Annotated in this window: 17 protein-coding genes; 10 read left to right on the top strand and 7 right to left on the bottom strand. The window is 45.9% G+C overall.

Annotated elements, in window-relative coordinates; genetic code table 11:
• Positions 1–42 precede the first annotated feature (42 nt).
• Together KSP24_RS11590 and KSP24_RS11595 are read right to left on the bottom strand one after the other, a co-directional pair.
• Entirely contained in the window at positions 43–2,133 is a 2,091-nt protein-coding gene (locus KSP24_RS11590) for an ABC transporter ATP-binding protein (RefSeq protein ID WP_216975168.1), read from the bottom strand.
• Complete coding sequence (locus tag KSP24_RS11595; RefSeq protein WP_216975169.1) at positions 2,133–3,890, bottom strand: ABC transporter ATP-binding protein; 1,758 nt, start codon at positions 3,888–3,890, stop codon at positions 2,133–2,135. The genes KSP24_RS11590 and KSP24_RS11595 overlap by 1 nt, the downstream gene beginning before the upstream one ends.
• Before the next feature lie 586 nt (positions 3,891–4,476).
• Here KSP24_RS11595 and KSP24_RS11600 point away from each other — a divergent pair.
• Complete coding sequence (locus KSP24_RS11600) at positions 4,477–4,779, top strand: HesB/YadR/YfhF family protein (protein WP_013370773.1); 303 nt, start codon at positions 4,477–4,479, stop codon at positions 4,777–4,779.
• 132 nt (positions 4,780–4,911) lie between these two features.
• Here the strand turns inward: KSP24_RS11600 and KSP24_RS11605 are convergent, their stop codons facing one another.
• The 3 genes from KSP24_RS11605 to KSP24_RS11615 form a co-directional block, all read right to left on the bottom strand.
• Entirely contained in the window at positions 4,912–5,424 is a 513-nt protein-coding gene (locus KSP24_RS11605) for a hypothetical protein (RefSeq protein WP_013370774.1), read from the bottom strand.
• A gap of 139 nt (positions 5,425–5,563) precedes the next feature.
• On the bottom strand, positions 5,564–6,007 hold the full coding sequence (locus tag KSP24_RS11610; protein WP_013370775.1) for a DUF441 domain-containing protein: 444 nt from the start codon (positions 6,005–6,007) through the stop codon (positions 5,564–5,566).
• A gap of 22 nt (positions 6,008–6,029) precedes the next feature.
• Positions 6,030–7,001, bottom strand: a complete 972-nt coding sequence (locus KSP24_RS11615) for a YpdA family putative bacillithiol disulfide reductase (protein ID WP_216975170.1) — start codon at positions 6,999–7,001, stop codon at positions 6,030–6,032.
• Positions 7,002–7,262: 261 nt separating this feature from the next.
• Between KSP24_RS11615 and KSP24_RS11620 the strand changes: the two genes are divergently transcribed.
• The 3 genes from KSP24_RS11620 (at position 7,263) to KSP24_RS11630 (ending at position 9,854) form a co-directional block, all read left to right on the top strand.
• A complete protein-coding gene (locus KSP24_RS11620; RefSeq protein WP_013370777.1) occupies positions 7,263–7,859 on the top strand; it encodes a DUF2087 domain-containing protein in 597 nt (198 codons plus the stop codon).
• A gap of 476 nt (positions 7,860–8,335) precedes the next feature.
• Positions 8,336–9,433 (top strand): ribosome small subunit-dependent GTPase A, encoded by a 1,098-nt coding sequence (gene rsgA, locus KSP24_RS11625; protein WP_216975171.1) that lies wholly within the window; start codon positions 8,336–8,338, stop codon positions 9,431–9,433.
• An 82-nt stretch (positions 9,434–9,515) separates the two neighbouring features.
• The gene (locus tag KSP24_RS11630) at positions 9,516–9,854 is read left to right on the top strand and encodes a L,D-transpeptidase (RefSeq protein ID WP_216975172.1); all 339 of its coding nucleotides are present in this window, start codon (positions 9,516–9,518) and stop codon (positions 9,852–9,854) included.
• A 35-nt stretch (positions 9,855–9,889) separates the two neighbouring features.
• Here the strand turns inward: KSP24_RS11630 and KSP24_RS11635 are convergent, their stop codons facing one another.
• Positions 9,890–10,909, bottom strand: a complete 1,020-nt coding sequence (locus KSP24_RS11635; RefSeq protein ID WP_013370780.1) for a hypothetical protein — start codon at positions 10,907–10,909, stop codon at positions 9,890–9,892.
• 215 nt (positions 10,910–11,124) lie between these two features.
• Between KSP24_RS11635 and KSP24_RS11640 the strand changes: the two genes are divergently transcribed.
• Positions 11,125–11,274, top strand: a complete 150-nt coding sequence (locus tag KSP24_RS11640) for a hypothetical protein (protein ID WP_023988262.1) — start codon at positions 11,125–11,127, stop codon at positions 11,272–11,274.
• Between the two features lie 128 nt (positions 11,275–11,402).
• On the opposite strand, the gene KSP24_RS11645 is transcribed toward KSP24_RS11640, so the two are convergent.
• Positions 11,403–11,642, bottom strand: coding sequence for a hypothetical protein (locus KSP24_RS11645; protein ID WP_013370782.1), 240 nt, complete (start codon positions 11,640–11,642; stop codon positions 11,403–11,405).
• Between the two features lie 390 nt (positions 11,643–12,032).
• On the opposite strand from KSP24_RS11645, the gene KSP24_RS11650 reads away from it, so the two are divergent.
• From KSP24_RS11650 to KSP24_RS11670, 5 genes are all read left to right on the top strand, one after another.
• Positions 12,033–12,353 carry a hypothetical protein gene (locus KSP24_RS11650; protein ID WP_013370783.1) on the top strand — a complete coding sequence of 107 codons (321 nt, stop codon included), beginning with the start codon at positions 12,033–12,035 and terminating at the stop codon, positions 12,351–12,353.
• A 67-nt stretch (positions 12,354–12,420) separates the two neighbouring features.
• A complete protein-coding gene (essC, locus tag KSP24_RS11655) occupies positions 12,421–16,416 on the top strand; it encodes a type VII secretion protein EssC (protein WP_216975173.1) in 3,996 nt (1,331 codons plus the stop codon).
• Positions 16,417–16,432: 16 nt separating this feature from the next.
• On the top strand, positions 16,433–17,275 hold the full coding sequence (locus KSP24_RS11660; protein ID WP_013370785.1) for a hypothetical protein: 843 nt from the start codon (positions 16,433–16,435) through the stop codon (positions 17,273–17,275).
• A 5-nt stretch (positions 17,276–17,280) separates the two neighbouring features.
• The gene (locus tag KSP24_RS11665; RefSeq protein ID WP_013370786.1) at positions 17,281–17,817 is read left to right on the top strand and encodes a WXG100 family type VII secretion target; all 537 of its coding nucleotides are present in this window, start codon (positions 17,281–17,283) and stop codon (positions 17,815–17,817) included.
• 258 nt (positions 17,818–18,075) lie between these two features.
• On the top strand, positions 18,076–18,351 hold the full coding sequence (locus KSP24_RS11670; RefSeq protein WP_007430133.1) for a WXG100 family type VII secretion target: 276 nt from the start codon (positions 18,076–18,078) through the stop codon (positions 18,349–18,351).
• The last annotated feature ends 120 nt before the right edge of the window (positions 18,352–18,471 follow it).

Below are 18,471 nucleotides of genomic sequence, written 5' to 3' on the forward strand. Positions count from 1 at the left end.
TTAATGCTAAATGTTAATTGTAAGCCCAAGCTCTAGTATTATTTAAGCTTTAAATGCGATTTTGCCTGTAAGTAAGTCATTTTGCGCAGAAGATGTAGCTGAGGAAGACACAGATTCAGCTGCAACCGTTCCTGACTGGAGTTGATACATTTGGAAGTAACGTCCGCCTTGGGCCATAAGCTCGTCATGGCTACCCCGTTCAACAATTTCACCCCGATGCAGCACCAAAATTTGGTCTGCACTACGAATGGTGGACAAACGGTGGGCAATGATAAAGGTCGTACGTCCCTTTTTAAGCACCTCAAGAGCAGATTGGATGAGTGCTTCCGTTTCGGTATCAATGTTGGCGGTAGCTTCATCCAGAATTAAAATGGCAGGATCAAAGGCTAACGCGCGAGCAAACGAAATAAGCTGGCGTTGCCCGGCGGATAAGGTACTGCCTTTTTCAATAACAGGCTCATCAAATCCTTGGGGCAAATGGGCTAACAGTTTGTCGGCTCCAACGTCATGCAGCGCTTTATTTACCTGCTCTCTTGTAATTCTGCTGTCTCCGAGACTGACATTAGAGGCTACCGTGCCTGTGAACAAATATGGATCTTGAAGAACAATACCCATATGATGGCGAAGCCATTGCTTAGGAATATTTTTGACAGGCGTTCCGTCAATGGTGATCGTCCCTTTTTGCGGATCATAGAACCGGAATAGCAGGTTGATAATCGAACTCTTACCTGATCCGGTATGCCCGACAAGGGCAACCGTTTGACCAGGCTGTGCTGTAAAGGAAATATGCTTAAGCACATCATCCTTTTTGTAGGCAAAGGAAACGTCGTTAAATTCTACCTGGCCTTTGTAACGCGGCATAGTACCGTCTGTCACTGGCTCTCCAGTTTCGTCCATCAACTCAAATACACGTCCTGAGGATACGATGGAAGTATCCAGTACGGCGAGCTGGTTGACCATACCCGTAATAGGTTGGAACAATCGACCCAACACATCGACGAAGGCATACAATACCCCTAATGATATCGCACTACCTGTAGTGCCAAGCGCTGCAGATCCAAAATACCACAACACGACAGCGAAGGCGAGGTTTCTCAATACGTTGACCAAATTATGCGAAGTAAAAGCGTTCAAATTCAGCATTTTATTCTGATGCTTCATATAGTCATCATTCAACTCTTCAAACTCTTGCTGTGTTTGTTTCTGATGCCGGAATACGCGAATAATGGACATCCCCTGAATGGATTCATTGATAATCGCATTAATCTCACTGAGTCTGGACCGTATGATCGTGTTATAGCGGGTTGCAACCTTGCGGTACAATATGATCCATAAGATCAGTAATGGTACAATAAATAGAGAGATCAGACCCAGTCTGAAGTCCAGTAAAAAGAGTGCAACATATACCCCTGTCATCGTTACAATCCCTGAAGTGAAGTTGGAGAGTACAGCCACAAACAAATCTTTGACTGCCTCCGTGTCATTCGTAACACGGGATACGACCTTGCCTGCGGGCAAGTTATCAAAAAAGTAAACTGGCAAGCGCTGAATGTGTGCGTAGAGATCAAGTCGAAGCTTCTGAATGACCTTGTTCGCCGAGGATTGCAGCCAGTATGTTTTGCCGAATTCGGCAAAAATCGAAACGACCAAAAAGAAGCAATACCACCCAATCAGCTGAAAGATGCCGGGCATTTCTGGTTTATAAAAGCTATACAGCTCATCAGCGGTTAAAGCCTTGGCTTTGTAACGAAAGGTGTCGGAGCCGCGTGTCACGGTCAACGTACCGTTCGTAAAGGATCGGTTACCATCCGCTACTTGGACAGAGCCATCGACAAATACAAAAGATTTGCCAACTTGTAAAATCCTCGCTTCGCGCCCTTTGGCCTCCCCGGCTTCAAAGCGATCTTCACGTTTAAAATGGGTTCCAGCATAACTTACAGCGCCGTCCACACTAGTCGTCTCATAAAATGGTTTTTCAATAGCGAGCATATGGTCGTCAATCATCGTTTTGGCGATGAAGGGACCGGCCAGCTCGGCGGCTACTCCAATAGCCAAGGCGATAAGAGCGGCAATAAAACCCGCTTTGCTCGTCAGTGCATACTGGAACAGTCTTTTGCCGATATTGGGTTTCATTAGGATACCTCCCCTGAGGTCAGATCAGATTCCACTTGTTGCCGTTCATATTGTTGTCGGTACCATCCGTCAGCCTGAAGCAGCTCGTTGTGGGTTCCTTCCTCAATAATGCGTCCTTGCTCCAGCACGACGATCCGGTCTGCATGCTCTACAGCCGATAGACGGTGAGTGGAGATCAAGGTTGTTTTACCCGAGCGCTTATGCCGGATATTGTCAATAATACGTGCTTCCGTGCGAGCATCTACTGCTGACAGTGCATCGTCGAGCACTAGAATATCTGGATCACCGATAAAGGCGCGCGCAAGCGAAACACGCTGCTTCTGACCGCCGGACAGGGCGATGCCTTTTTCTCCGACCAGTGTATCCAGCCCATCGGACAGGGTACCCAAATCTTGGTCAAAGGCAGCCGTACGGATTGCTTCCATGATGTCGCCATCATCTGCCCCGGGCTTCCCGAACTGAATGTTCTCGCGCACCGATTTGGAGAACAAGATTTGTTCTTGCGGCACGTAGCCAATCCAGCTGTGTAATTGTTCTACTGCAATGTCCTCCAGCCGGGTGCCGGAAATTAAAATATCACCACTGCCAGTCGGATATTCATGCAATAGCTGTTTGAGCAAAGTGGATTTCCCGCTGCCTGTTCGACCAACGACACCTAGTGTTTCTCCGCGTTTGAGCTCCAGGTTCACATGTGACAGATTGTCAACAGTGGAGGTAGGATAACGGAAAGTCACGTCTTTCATGGTGATGGATTCGGGACGATCCACTGGAACAGGTTGAGCTACATTCTGAACGTCTGGCTGGACATCGAGAGTTTCATTGACCCGGTCCAGAGAAGCGCTACCGCGCTGCATAATGTTAATTAGCTCGCCAATAGCAAACATCGGCCAAATCATCATTCCTAGATACATGTTAAAAGATACTAGTTCGCCTAGCGTGATATCGTTATGAAATACCAGATAAATACCATACCCGAGACCGATAACGTAGCTAAGTCCTACACATAAACGGATCGTTGGTTCAAAGAGAGCATCCATCCGGGCTACTGCCAAGTTTTTACGGAACACATCCTCAGTAATATCGGCAAAACGTTTTTCGTCCATTCGTTCTTGCACATAAGCTCGAATGACACGGATACCTGCCACCGACTCCAACACTTGGTCGTTCATATCGCCAAATGCATCCTGTGCCAGTGTGTAACGCTCATGTACGGCTTTACCGTAAATACTCATGGCCAGCGCAATAAAAGGAAGGGGCAGAATGGCCGCCAGTGTTAGCTTCCAGCTAATCAGGGTGCCCATGGCAACCAATACAACGGTAAGGTAGACAGTGGAGTCTGTTAATGTCAACATACCGAAGCCTGCTGTACTTGCTACAGAGCGAAGGTCGTTCGTGGCACGAGCCATCAGATCACCTGTACGATTGCGTTCAAAAAATGGAGGGGTCATCCGCAGCAAATGATTCATAAAACGTGTGCGCAATAAGCGCTCCACCAGATTAGCACCACCAAACAGCTTGTGCATCCATATGTACGTAATGTAGTAGATGACGGCAAGAATCCCTATGATGTACAAAATATAACGCCAAAGCGAGGACCAGGAAATCGAACCACGTACAATCTCATCAATGGCGCTGCCTAGCAGCCGAGGTGGAGCGAGCTCCAAAACGCCAACCGCAATCAGCAAAAACAATCCAATAGAGTATCGGCTTCGTTCTCTTTTAAAAAACCAGCCTAAATTTTTGAGTACTGAAAACAAGAGGAATCCCATCCTTTCATGTCAAGTTCATTCGAGAGTTGTGTACCATTTTGAAGAAACAACAGCGGCTTGCTGCCACAAGTATAATTCGGCAACAGGCGCAAAAAAGGCATACCGTCCGCAGACGATATGCCTTAAATCTCAATATCATATGGCGCGCAGGTATTCTCAGCATACTCGCCACTGAAAAACTGCTTAAACGCAGGCAGCCACTCGTATTAAACCATACAACAGGAATGGCCCAATTCTGAAGGATGCGACAGGGGAGATGCTCCGGTATGAAGTTGTTGTGTTTGTAGATGTGGGTGAAATACAATCATAAATTTTAGCACCGGAAACACTCCTTTCTTCCTCAAAATGGGTTCATTCTTACATGAGTTATCGTTCAAATTGGTAATAAATTTCAAAATGGATCTCGTATGGTTGAATCTTAACACCCTCTTTTGCGAATTGTCAAACCTTTTTCAAAAAAATGTATATGACTTGTCCAGGAAGACGCATGGGGAGAGACGGTTGGTCGTTATTCCAAAAGATGCTATGATATAGTTGGCAAGACGTCATTTGTACAAGGAGATGAGCATAACGCATGAGCATACAGGTAACTGAACCTGCGGCACAGTGGTACATTAAGGAGCTTGGTTTGAATCGTGGAGATTCCATCCGTTTTTTTGTTCGCTATAGTTCCGGCGGTGGGTTGCATCCAGGCTTTTCTCTGGGAATTGCCGTAGAGCCTCCGCAGCACCCCGCATTACAGCATGAAGCGGCTGGCATTACGTTTTATATGGAGGATCAGGATTACTGGTATCTGAAAGGCCATCATCTGGAAGTGAAGTATTTGAAGGAACATGACGACATTATTTACACCTATGAAAAGGATGAACAAGCTTAATGCCTCCACGTTAAAAATAGCGTGCCAGTAATAGTTTATGGACATGAAAAGCGGCGGAGTATCGTGTGGCAGGAGATGAAGCTGCACATGATACTCCGCCGCTTTATTGTGGTTAGGGCAGGATGTTGTATGTTAAGGGTTGTTAAACATCGGACCATCGACTGCAAAATCAAAATCATCAATATCGTACACATGTACAGGTACGGAAGCTTCGATAATGCGGTGGATCCAGTCCAGTTGATCAGTCAGGATGGGTAATGCTTCACGCTGAGCTGTCAACACCAGTTCGGTTTCAATCGGATCAAAATATTCTCCGTAATGCGCCGTATCAACTGCATTAATGACAATGAGTGATGTATTGGCATCGAATAGGATCGGCAAGCTTTTCGCCCAAGGCATCTGAAGGGCACGTCGAATTTTTTTCTGATTCAACGGTTCTTCAAAATAACTGATCAGCTCACTTACCTTTCGCTTCACATGTTGATCGTCCATAGGGTTATCCATGAGAGGCTCTGTGCTGTCCTGGAATTCGTACAGCTCTAGCAGTGATGTGTAGGGCACTATATATTCCACAGGGGCGGGAGATGTAAGCAACTGGCCGTATATAGCCACCATTACAGCTTCCGTTACAAATTGTCGAGACATCGGTCAAGCCTCCTGCATTTACCAAATTATGCGATATGAGTATAACACAAAGCGGGACTGAATTCAGCCAGATATGCAGATTGCTATCATTCATTTGTATATTTGTTGAACGGCTCTTTTCAATCCTGTGTCTAGAAATTTAGGAGCGACCGATTAATAAGGAGAGCAGCCCGGCAGCAATCAGAGGTCCAACCGGAACCCCTTTAAAGAAGGCAACGCCAATGACGGTCCCAATCAGTAGACCTGTCACAATAATAGGCTGTCCGGACATCAGAGTTACTCCGCGGCCGCCTAGGTAGGCTACCAGAATTCCGATACCAATCGCGAGCAGGGACTTCCAGTGCAGGAAGGACTCTGTCACCTGATTGATGCTGATTTTACCGCTGGCTAGCGGGGTCATGACCCCAATCGTCAAAATAATTATTCCGATCGTTAGGCCATACTTTTCAAGCCAGGGGAAAGCAGTATGAAAGCTGGTTACCCGCAGCAGTAGTAGTACAACCATAGCAATCGTCACGGTTGAGTTGCCACTGATAATTCCAAGGCCGGCTAGTACCAGTAAGATAAGTGAGCTGTAATCCATTCAGTTGTTCTCCTTCGATCGTTTAACTTTGGATATGTTCGGCGATTTGACGCCCGTGCCAGCGACCTGTTTCAATAAACACTTCATTTGCATTGCTGCCTGAAGCGATGACCCCGGCGACATATATACCTGGGATGTTAGTTTCCATCGTGGCTGGATTAAATTCAGGTTTGTCCAGATCCTCAGCCATGTGGACGCCGACAGACTCCAGTAGTTTTCGTTCTGGGTGAAATCCTGTAAGTGCCAGTACAAAATCGTTTTCGAGCTGGAACGCTTCTGTGTTCATCGGAGTGACGATGACATGATCTGCATGAATTTCGGTAATGCGTGCGCCTAAGTGAAGCGTGATCTTCCCTTTTTGTACCATACTGTCGAACAATGGACGAACCCAAGGTTTGATATATGGAGACAACTCGTTGCGACGATAAACCATATCAATCGTAGCCCCGACCCGCACCAATTCCATTGCTGCATCTACCGCAGAGTTACTGCCGCCGATGACTGCGACCCGGGTTCCTGTATAGGGATGGGCTTCGCTAAAATAGTGAGTGACTTTATCCAATTGTTCCCCAGGAATGCCTAAATAGTTCGGATGATCAAAATATCCCGTAGCCACTACGACATAGCGTGTCGAATAGCTCTTGGTTATTTCCCGTTTGCTTAGGGTATGTACGGTAAATGTACCGTCTTCCTGCCGCTGAATGGATTGAGCCTCCTCATAGTGCTGAATGTCCAGGTTATAATGTGAGGCTACTTTGCGATAGTACGCTAGTGCTTCATGACGAAAAGGCTTGTCATTGGGAGTGCTGAACGGAACATCACCGATTTCCAATAGTTCGGCGGTGCTAAAAAACTGCATATTTGTCGGATACAGAAAAATGGAGTGAACGATGTTGCTTTTTTCAATAATGATCGTTCGCAAACCTCTGCGGCTGCATTCGATTGCAGCGGATAGTCCGCAAGGTCCGCCACCGATAATGATTACGTCGTGCATTTGGATGAACCTCCAGTTATATTGGTTTATTTCGTCAAACGGATCTCAGAATTGATGCAAATAGCACAGTATGTGAGAAGTTTTCAAATAATAATCCTACCGTAATGTGTGCATAATATCCAGCCGTTTTCAGAAAGAGATAATGTGAGGGAAGAATTGACAGACACTTTTAACATACATATAATTAGATGAACATCTATTTAGGTTAAGCGAATTCGCTTGCTTAGCAAACCTGTAGTAGTGAAAAGAGGTGCAGTTACAATGCAACTAGATAAAATGGTCAATTATCATAAAGCACTTGCGGACCCGACACGTATGCGAATATTACTCCTTTTATCCCGTGGGGAGATGCATGGCCAAGCTTTGGCGAAAAAGCTGAACCTATCACAGCCTACAGTTACGCATCATGCTTCCAAACTCCGTGAGGTTGGGTTAATTAAGGAACGACGTGATAAAAACACGGTGTATTTTACACTGAATCCAGAGCTGATTCGGCAGCATGCCGAGGCGACTGTGCGTTTTATCTTTGAAAAAGGAGAGGAAGAGGAAGATATGTCCGAACTGAATGAAACGTTGGAAGCAACGGTTTTACGCAATTTTTTTGCCAAGGACGGCAAGTTACGTCAAATTCCTGCCCAGTATAAGAAAAAATTGATCGTACTTCAGATGCTCGCCGAAAAGCTGGAGCCAGGCCGCATCTATCCTGAACGTGAACTAAACGAATGGATCAAGCAATACCATGAGGATTTTGCGACGATTCGGCGTGAACTGATCATGCATCAGTTTATGTACAGAGAGCGGGAAATGTACGAATTGAATCCGCGTGAAATGTGGACACGATGGGATCAAGTGCGTTAAACGAAACTTGAAATAGTTTAAAATATTTGAAATCAGCCTTGACAGACAATTGATGGACTTGTATGATAAAGGAAATTTTAGGAGGAGGCGATGTTATATGCGTACGAACATGAGTGGATGGGTTCAGCAGCAGAATGACTTGTCTCCCGCACGGACGATGCACGGCTAAAGACTGTTAGATCTATAGTCTTTGCTCAGCAGTTGGTTGGACAGTAGAACCAACGAAATCCGCAGGGAGTGATTCCCTGCGGATTTTTTTATGGTCAAGTGTTTTGTTATCCGTTTGTTGGTTTTGGGAGTGGTCTATGTAAGACTGCTTGCATATGTGAACGAACGGATCACATCGCCTGAACTGTATAGCCTCCGCAGGGGTTTCCCTGCGGATTTTTTGCGTTGTTTGCTTGCGGAGAGAAAATGTACACCTATCGAGTAACGTTACATCCAGAAAAATTAAACATAATTTCAGGAGGAAAATAATGAGTATACACGAATACGGTTGGTCTGATTACTGGAACGGTTTTTGGGACCAATGGAAGCAAAGCTATGAGGAACGAGCAGGAAACACGCAGATACGTCCTGCCCGCTTGATTGCCGATTATGGGCAAAAGGTGAAGCTTATTACGATGGATGGGGAACGCTGGGGAGCTGCTTCAGGTAAGCTAAGGCATGCTATGGTTGATCCAGCGGAAATACCAGCTGTAGGGGATTGGGTGGCCATCACCACGTCGGACGAAGTATCGGATGCAGTAATCCATGCTGTCTTGCCACGCAAAAGCCAAATATCTAGACAAGCCGCGGGCTTTGAGACGAAAGAGCAACTCATCGCAACCAATGTAGATACGCTTTTTCTTGTTAATGCGTTGAATCATGATTTTAATATGCGCAGATTAGAACGGTATTTAATAATGGCCTGGAATAGCGGCGTAAACCCGGTTGTCGTGTTGAGTAAGAGTGACCTTTGTGACGATGTCGAACAGCGGGTTGCAGAAGCGGAGGGAGTTGCTCCTGGAGTACCTGTTATCGTTATTTCTGCTTTGCAGAACGAAGGCAGAGAGCAGCTGGAAGCGTTTCTTCAACCTGGCTGTACGGTTGCTTTGACTGGCTCTTCTGGTAGTGGCAAATCCACAATAGTGAACTGGCTTTCCGGAGCAGAAGTTCAACTGACACAGGATGTGAGGGAGGAAGACAGCCGAGGCAGGCATACAACCACACACCGACAACTTTTTCCCATTGCAAAGCAAGCTGTTTTGCTGGATACACCCGGGATGCGCGAGCTTAATCTGTGGGATGATTCCAAGGGTGTAGCTCATACCTTTGCCGATATTATGGAAACCGCGCAGCAATGTCGTTTTGCCGATTGTAAGCATAAGGGAGAAGCTGGCTGTGCGGTGGAGGAAGCTATCCAAAAAGGGGAATTATCAGAATCTAGAGTAAACAATTATCGCAAGATGCAACGGGAACTAGAGTATCAGGCACGCAAGGAAGCAGACCGACGTAGAAAGGATAGCCGTTCAAGTACAACTCCGGGCCGTAAGGATCAGCGAAGCGGTTGGCGACGTGATGTGGAGTGGTAAGTCGAGCTGTTTTGTAACATCATTTGTAGAAAAATAAGAAAATCTATGTGGTAGTCGGCATATGGTGTAAAGGGGTGAACATATGCCGAACTACAGCATTGTGGTGGATTTATCGGATCGTCGTCTATATTTAAAAGATGGAAGTCAGATCGTTCTTAGTTATCCAGTCGGTATTGGGAAGGTGGCTACACAGATACCGCATGGGCAGTTTACGATTATTAACAAACAGCCCAATCCGGGCGGTCCTTTCGGAGCGTTCTGGATGGGGCTGTCCAAGCCGCATTATGGCATTCACGGCACCAATGAGCCATCGTCCATTGGCCAGATGGTGTCACATGGCTGTATTCGAATGCAGAATAAGGATGTGCTGGAGCTTCAGGAGAAGGTAAGTATAGGAACGCCGGTCACGATACAGCCATAACGTCTAGACGATATAGGATTCCTTTGGCTGCCTAGTTACGATTTGGGTTGAATTTGGACACGGGCTTCAATCCGATTGGAGCCCTCTTTGTCGTCTGCGGATTTAACTAAAGATCCCGCAAGACGTTCTCCATTTGTACCGTAAGCCTGTTTGGCGTTGGTCCACATATCTTCGTTTGGTTCGAAACTTATGACCAGGGTGTAGCGGTTGGCAAGGCTCGGCTTTTTGACCCTCATGCTGAAGGAACCATCAGGCATGACCTTGGTTTGATCATCGTAGCCAAACTGCCATCGTCCCGGAAAATCAATTGTGAGCTTGACGTCCGAACCCTCGAGCAAATTGCTGCGTGCATATACATGATAATAATTTCCTTTCTGCTTCACATCAGGCTTAATCCACACTTGAGGGCTACCGTAGTCCTTTGGTTTGTTCCAGACAGGCTTGATTAGAGGGACATGTCGATCTTGTTCAGGATCAAACTCAGCACCTATCCGAATTTCTTGCAAAAGTTGTTCGTTTTCTTCGTATTGATATACATAAGGGCCTTCTAATTTATTGCCACCACTACCATACAAATTTCGTATTTCTTTGTCTTGGTCATCCGGGCGAAATAGAACAGTCAGATCCATACTACCCTGTATACCAGGTCGGTGCACTTGGAGTACAAAACTTCCGTCCTTTTGAATAGTTGCCTCGTCCGTGTATCCGGTTAACATAGAGTTTTTGACTGCAAGATTCCCTTTGATCCGTGCTCCAGAAGGCAGGTTAGAATGTCCTGTAACCTTCACTGTATTTTTATCAATACTTATGTCACCTGATATTTCGACATAGCTACTGCCTTGCTGATGGACAGGTGCATCGTTGGCGGCTCGTTCATCAAGGGATGATGCAGCTTGGTTCGGATTACCTGTCACGGTATAGGCACGTGCTTCAGCTTCGTGTTGGGCCATACTTCGAGTTGAGGCTTTCTCCCTGCTGCATGCAGCCAGCATAATTAGGATGAAGAACATACATAAAAGGTTCCAGCTTATTTTGGTCATCATGTGCTTACTCATGGTTTTTGCTCGCTCCTTGTCCGTAGCTTCCAGGCTATACTGATAAAACTTTCGAAACTTTATGTATTTACCCTATTTAAAGGGTATGTAATCCCGCATGCTTTATCCTAGTCAAAGCGTGCGTGTTTAAACAACAGGTGGAATGGTTAAAAATGGATAGCCTGACCATCCCCTTGAAAAGCAGGGGCAGCTTGCTGTAAAGGAGCCTGAGTCATATGTCCATTGACCGTTTTATCTTAAAAAAGCTGGACAACTGCCGGGAAGAGCATACACGCGCTAATTTACTAGAACTGTTTAGAATACGAATTGAGAAGGCGCAGAATAAGGAACGAGGCGGTAAAAAGGGTTATCGCAGAATACTATAAATAGAGTCCGATCAAATGCATAGGCTGAGGTAAGTCATATGTAGCATGTTTCAAAACCGCTGATTTGGAGAGGGTGCCGAAATGCCCCTCTCTTTTTTGTGTCTAATGCAAACAAAAAAAAGTCCCTCTTAATAGAGGGACAATGCCAATGAATCATTTTCACTAACGCTATGCAGGATGGCTTCACAACCGACAATCTCTATACTGATCAAAGAGTTAAGACATTTTTGAAGGGCACGCTTGCCGCTGGAGATTTTGTTCTCCAAAGTATTACTTAGAAGTTTTAAGGTTTTTTGTACCGGTTGCTTATTTTCTTGATTGAAGTATACGGGAATACGTTTGTTTTGAAATGTAATTAATGTTCTCACAAAAATCACCTCACCTGAGTTATTTCATGGCTTTATTGTAGTGCCCGTTTCTTAAAATTACCTTAAAAACACCTTATAAAAACATAAAGGTCTGAAAAATTTACAAAGTGTTCACAACAATTTGGGTAACAATCGAATTTAGTTCTAACTAATCGACAAAATAACGTAAGCACGCAAATTAAATTTTGTAAATACCTATTTTTGATTCATATGACTCTAGCATTAATTTTAAGCATGCCTAAAGTCATTGTTTTATTTTGAGCGTGGGTATTTTGTAACAAATTGACAGTCTAATAGACGGATGCTACAGTTACGATAGCCATATTTCCGTAGAAATAGGCTTTTTGCGTGAGTATTGCTGTATAAATTAAGGATCGGGAGGGATGACAGATGATCCTGACCGTGCTTTCAGGACGACAGGAAACAGAGTGGTTTGATATTGAGGTGGCTGATGAATACTCGGTGGAACATTTAAAATTGATGCTGGGTGTGCGTATTTTTGGTGAGCCTCCGGCTGAAGGCATGCAATATATTATGGAAGCAAAATTCCCAGAAGGGCTTTGGTTCAGAGTGGAGGATAACCAGCTACTCACAGGAGCAGGTTTGCGGGAAGGCTGTACTGTGCGCATTCAGCGAGCTTTTTCGACAACTCAGGACGAGGCGCCTGTATATGGAAGGCGTTCTTTGTTTCAAACTGAAAAAAATGGGTAAATACACACATGAAATAATATGAAACCTTGGTAAAATGAAATAGTAAGCGAAAAGGGGGACTTTTGTCTTGAATGTATTATACCAGCGATCCCCGAGATTAAGACCGGCCCTCCGGGAGGAGAAGCTGGAGATTTTGCGGCCTCCGGCTGAGCCGAGCAAGCCGTCTTTTTCTATTATATCTATACTTATTCCGTTAATGATGACGTTGGTGACTGTAGGCTTTTACGTATATATGAGCAGAACAGGCAAGATGGGCAACAGTAACTATTTGATGTTCCAAATGGTTACTGTGGTCATGATGCTTACATCTTATACGATTCCTTTTTTCGTCTATTTAAATAATAAGAAGGAATATAAGCGCAAGTTGGAGGAGCGGGACCGAATGTATCGGGAACAGCTCCAAAAGCATCGTGAAGAACTCGAAATGAAACGCGAAGAGCAAATTCGCACACTATATGAAATTCACGGTGATCCGCAAATATGCACTCAAATCGTAAAAAACCGCAACAGTTCTCTTTGGGAACGATCCCCAGAGGATGAAGATTTTTTGCAGGTACGTATCGGGACCGGACAAGTTCCCTTTCATATTAAACTACAAATTCCACGACCTGACGGTTATGACCGTGATCCCTTGTTGGGGGCTGCAGATGAACTGGAGGAAGAATTTCGTTTGGTGGACGCTGCTTCCATCACATTACCGCTGTTTCAATCCAAAGTGGTTGGATTGGTCGGCGAGCGGGAGCATACCCTGGCTGCGTTAAGAGTCATCTTGGCACAAGTGACGGTTCGTCATTCGCCGGATGAAGTGAAAATTGCCTCCTTCTATGATGAGCGAGAGGAAAGTGAATGGTCTTGGATGCGCTGGCTCCCGCATGTGTGGGATGATGACCGAATCCAGAGAATGATGTCAGACCGCAGTAGTAGCGCCCATCAATTAGCTGACTTTCTGTTTGCCAGATTGAACCGCCGAAAAAATAATCGCAATGACCGTCAGGGCAAAGGTATGGAAGCGCCGTGTTATGTCATTGTTTTATCTGATACCCAACTGATTGAGGAAGAACCTTTGCTGCCGTTGTTGCTAGAGGACGGCCGAGCCATAGATGCGTGTACGATTGTGCTGGCTTCTCGTAAAGAGGCTTTGCCAATGCAGTGTCAGCTGATTGTGGAGGCTTCCAAGGAACAGGGTGTATATGCCCTTAAATCAGAATCAGCGGAGGTTGAACAGCAAAGTTTTAAACCGGATCGTTTGTCCAAAGAGGAAGCCGATGCATTGGCGCGGTACATGGCGCCTATTCGTTTGAAGCGTTCTTCGGCTTCTGATATTCCCGCTGTTCTGCCTCTTTTTGATATGATGAGTGTAGCAAGTGTGGAAGAACTGGATGTGGCAGACCGGTGGCGACGTAACCGCCATCCTGATACATTACCCGTCCCGATGGGCGTGCGGGCAGGCGGCAAAAAGATTATGATTAACCTGCATGATAAAATAGAGCGTCAAGGTCATGGTCCCCATGGCTTGATCGCCGGTACGACAGGTTCAGGGAAGAGTGAGGTTATTCAGTCTATCGTAGCCTCGCTCGCTGCTGAGTTTCACCCGCATGATCTTGCTTTTATGCTGATCGATTACAAGGGTGGAGGCATGTCCAACACGTTCGTTAACTTGCCGCATGTTGTGGGCACGATCACGAACCTGGACAATAATTTGATTGAGCGTGCTAAAATATCTCTTAAAGCAGAACTAGTTCGTCGACAGAAGATATTGAACGATGCGGGCAATTTACAACATATTGATGAATATTACAGACTACTCCGGCAGCGGCAGGAACAACCGCTGCCTCATCTGGTTATTATTATTGATGAATTTGCACAGTTAAAGCGGGATCAGCCAGAATTTATGGACGAGCTAATCAGTATTGCCGCAATTGGGCGGACATTAGGTGTCCATCTGATTTTGGCGACTCAAAAGCCTGCTGGTGTTGTAGATGATAAGATTTGGAGTAACTCCAGGTTCCGGATCTGCTTGCGGGTGCAAAGTGAAGGTGATAGCCGTGATATGTTGAAAATACCGAATGCCGCGTGGATAACGAAGCCGGGACGAGGATATTTTCAAGTGGGTAGCGACGAAGTGTTTGAAGAAATGCAATTTGCTTGGAGCGGTGCGCCGTATATAGGCAACAGAGACATTTCTTCTGCCTTACCTGTTCATGAAGTGAGACTGAACGGGAAACGTGAAGCGCTATTGACGGGTGGCGAACGGGCAAGCTCAGGCTTAAAAGGAGAAGAAGCTCCCAAACAGCTTCAGGTATTTATTGATTATATTGCAAAAGAAGCAGCTAAGGCAGGAATCGAACGTCTTCAGGGACCGTGGCTTCCGCCGCTGCCAGAAATGTTGGATTTAACTAATCTACCGCAATGTACCGAAATAGATAGTACATCATCATCCTTGGAGCTCAAGTCTCTTATTGGGCTGGTCGATGATTTGCCGAATCAACGGCAGGAGCCGATGTATGCGTCGCTGGATCATGGTCATTGGGCTGTGTATGGCATGCCGGGCATGGGGAAGACGACTTTTTTGCATACGTTGCTGATGTCCGCGGCTCAGCGTTACGCTGCGAATCATTGGAACGGTTATATCATTGATATGGGTCGAACCATGCGCGACTTTGGAGAGCTTCCACAAATCGGTGCTGTTATGATGGCCGAGGAGGATGACCGGATTAAACGGTTGTTCCGCTATCTGTTCAAGATGGTGGCCCTACGCAAGGAAATGCTTTCTGAGGCTGGCGTCAAAACAATAAGTTCTTTTCGACGTTCTGCTGTCGAGGATGTTCCGCAAATTGTCGTAGTTATTGATGGATACCTTAATTTTCGAAATGCCTATCCGGATGAAAATGAACTGCTGGAATCTCTTTTGCGTGAAGGTGGCAGTCTAGGTATCACGTTTATCATTACAGCGAACCGGATTACCGATGTGTTTGAGAAGTTCCGCAGTAACATACCTAATGCTGTTTCTTTCGAATTGGCTGATCCTAGTGACTACTATTATGCGGTAGGACGACCAGCCAAAACACCAGGACCGTTAATTCCGGGTCGGGCTCTGGTTAAAGGGCATGTTCCTCCGCTGGAGTTCCAGACGGCACTCCCTTCACCAGGAGAAGATGAGGCGGAACGATCAGCACAACTGCGTCGCAATATCGCTGGCATTGTGCAGGGATGGAAGGGCAAGCACGCACCCGCCATTCTCCCATTGCCTGAGCGGGTTCCACTGTTGGAATTACTTCAGCAGTGGGATCGGACGAGTGGACCATCAGGTGCGCTTCCTTATGAAGTACCTGTAGGCCTACAGAGTGACGATCTTGAGCCTTTTCTCCTGAATTTGAAAGAAGGGCCTAATTTTATCGTAGGTAGTCCAATGGAGGGTGGAAAAACCTCCTTCCTGATGAGTTGGATTATTTCGCTCGCTTATTACACGTCACCGGATCAAATGCAAGTCTATACGATCGATACACGCTATGGAGGCGGGGGACTATCCCGATTACGACATCTTCCTCATGTCAAGGCTGCTGCCGAAAGCGAGGAGGAAATGGGACCTCTGGTACAACAGGTGCATGATATCGTTCAACAACGGAGCAAGGATGGGAATGATCCCGAACTGCTCCTGGTCATTGATGATGCGGATATGTTAAGCAAGCAACTGAACGATTTTATGATAAAGGATCAGCTTTCCGCCATTGTACGGTTGGGACGTGATCGCAATGTGCATGTCGTGCTATCGGGTGTGCCATCTGATTTCCCTACCTTTGGTGTGGACTGGTTTAATGATGTCAAGGCAAGCCAAAGCGGTATGCTTTTTGGAACACTGGATTCGAATGATTTATCGTTCTTTCGTATCCCTTATTCGGAAGCAAATGCTGCTGCTGGTGGCCTAAAAGTCCTGCCTCCTGGGCAGGGATACTACGTACGACGCAAATTTACCAGGATAAAAGCGGCGATTCCCTTCTCAGAGCAAATGAGCTGTGAGGATTGGATAACGAAAATTCGTGACCGATGGCATGTTGTAGTTTGAAGGGAGGTGGCTCATAATGTTAACGTTTCAAGCTTCCAAGCAGAAGTTAATAACCCTCAAGGCAAAGGAACTGTTTTTTCTGGCAGGCGTATTGGGTTCTGACAGACTGCTTGGGGTGGAAGATCCGTTTAAGGGCTATCTAGCAGAGGAGTTGGCGGAAGAGTGGGAGCAGGTTAAAGCTGCTCTTCTGGAAAAGGGTTATCTGAAGCAGGCCGATAAGGGCAAAGAGCTGGCTATGCCTCCTACCGTTTTTTCAAGAGTTGCTATCGCGGGATTATCCAACAGGGCTTGCCGTATACGCTATGTAAGGGGAGGTAAGCAGTTTGAAGGCTATCTTCATTGCACGAATGAGCGTGTGGTGGAGCTTGTGAAATCTGTTGACGAACCCGATGAATATCGTCTGTACGATCTGGGTAATGTGGAAAAGGCTTGCGAAACATTGATTGATAAAATGGGCTGGGTTGATCGGCTTGTACCTGAATCTCCCGCGCTTATGTTTTCCAAGCAGGCTTTTAATAAAATTTACGAGCAATCTGCTGGAGAAAGTTTGTCTCAAATCAGCAGTAAGCTAACCGAAGCTAGCGGAGATGAAGAGGGGGCGATGAGACTGGCTCAGTCTTTGAGTTCCCGTGTAGCCGAGGGAGAATTGCAATTGCTGGTCTGGAACGGCAGAGAGTGGGAGTCACAACGGGCAGCTTTTGTCCTGTGTCCTGCAATGAACTGGATATTTCGGATGAGCTCTGCGGGTAACGGAGACTGGTTGATTGCAGCTATGGCTTCAAGAGAACAGTTTGTGGATTTATTATTGAATTGGTTGAAACAGTCGGCAGTGACTGAAGAAGTGACAGAAGAAGGGTGATGGATATGCGCATTCGAGTTGAACCGGATGTGCTTCGGGGGCTTAGCGGGCAGCTACAGCATGCGGCGGAGCAAATTCAACAGTTAACAGCAGGTTTGGAGCAGGCGTTACAATCGCTGGATTGGGATGTATCTGCACGTGAGGCGATCTTGAATCAGTGGATGCAAGCCAAGCGGATGTCAGAACAGATTCATGCTTATCTCCATACATCAGGTACACAACTGAACCGAAAGGCAGAGCAGTTTCAGTCTGTTGACCACAACTATCAAACGATTCTGCCATTTGCCAGCCAACCATTGGGACGACCCGTCACGATGCTCGATTGGTCGAATCAACAATCACCGTCTATTCTGCCTGGGCAAGCTTCGGAAGGAAGCAGTCTAATTTCCAACCCGCAGTCTGTCGTACATGCTATTGCAGGTGTACAGCCTTCGGATGTAGGCACCCTGCATCAGGATATTCTGAAGCAGGCGTCTTCTAGCAGTCCGCAGGATTGGTATTTTACTGACCCGTCTATAGCAAGAGATCAGCCTGTCGCTTAGTTCGGATCGTTCCGAGATGATCTGGATCGACTTGTAAATCCATATGAATTTGTTATACCATTCCCGGTTTTATGGGACTAATATGGGACTTATTAGGTGGTTGTTTTATTAAGATTGTACTGTTAGATGCTGCTTTCTAGTTAAAAAGTGGGATTATTGCAATTAGGTCCTTTGCCTTTTGTAGGGAATTAAATAGCCATAGTACAATTTGAACCAGCTAAACAAAAACATTTTTTATCATCAAGGAGGACGCAAAAAATGGCAGGACGCATTTTAATTACCCCAGAACAGGTTGATCAGGTAGCTAACCAATTTAAACAAAGTGGTGAGCAAAGCCAGCAGATCGTTTCCAGCTTGACTCAATCCATCTCCGGTATGGAAGGTCAATGGGAAGGTATGACTAAACAACGCTTTTTCCAAGAGTTCCAAGAAGCTAGCAAACAAATGCAAGCTTTCGTAACGACTTTGAATAGCATTAGCCAAGAATTGACAGCTATCGCTAACAAATTCCGTACGGTTGACCAAGCAAAATAAGTTGTCATGCCTGATCGGCATTAACTTATCATATATCACTCTATAAAGAAGCAATATGTGAACCCATTCCTCACGGTTTGGCACAGATTGTACAGGAAAAACCGGGCGATCTTCGGATAC

Origin of the sequence: Paenibacillus sp. AK121 (assembly GCF_019042715.1) — a bacterium.
Taxonomy (GTDB): Bacteria; Bacillota; Bacilli; order Paenibacillales; family Paenibacillaceae; genus Paenibacillus; species Paenibacillus polymyxa_C.